Origin of the sequence: Anaerococcus lactolyticus ATCC 51172, from assembly GCF_000156575.1 — a bacterium.
Classification (GTDB): Bacteria; Bacillota; Clostridia; order Tissierellales; family Peptoniphilaceae; genus Anaerococcus; species Anaerococcus lactolyticus.
Map to the genome: position 1 here is coordinate 229,955 of NZ_GG666047.1, position 397 is coordinate 230,351.

The 397-nt window shown below is 29.0% G+C and carries 1 protein-coding gene; it reads right to left on the reverse strand.

Going from position 1 to position 397, the window contains the following annotated elements; all coding sequences use genetic code 11:
• Positions 1-276, reverse strand: a 276-nt coding sequence (locus HMPREF0072_RS07730) for a plasmid mobilization protein (protein WP_004828914.1), incomplete at its 3' end; no start/stop codon positions are given.
• Positions 277-397 lie beyond the last annotated feature (121 nt).

The following is a 397-nucleotide window of genomic DNA, read 5'->3' on the forward strand; positions in this document are numbered from 1 at the left end:
CTTATTCATAGATTCAATTTCATTCTTGTAAATAACACCAGTTGTATTAGTAGCTTTTGCAATCTGGTTTATATTATTTGTTGCATTTGAAAGTAGCCATTGTAGGTTTCTGAATGGTTCTAAATCTACAACATAAATTTCTTTTTCTAAGACACATTTTCTAAGAAAGTGGGACATAGTTTTGCAATTAGCAAGTTTCATTTTTTTTTCAAAAACTTCTTTTTCTTCTTTGGTTAGTTTTATTTCTATTCTTTCATTTCTAAATCTATTTGCCATTTTATTCTCCTTTATAAAATATATTTCGGGGTCTTAGGGCTCTCCCTAACAAGGTAAAAATTAAAAAAATGGAGCATTCCGTAAAGGTTTGCTCCATTAATTTTTTCGTAAGTGTCCGTAC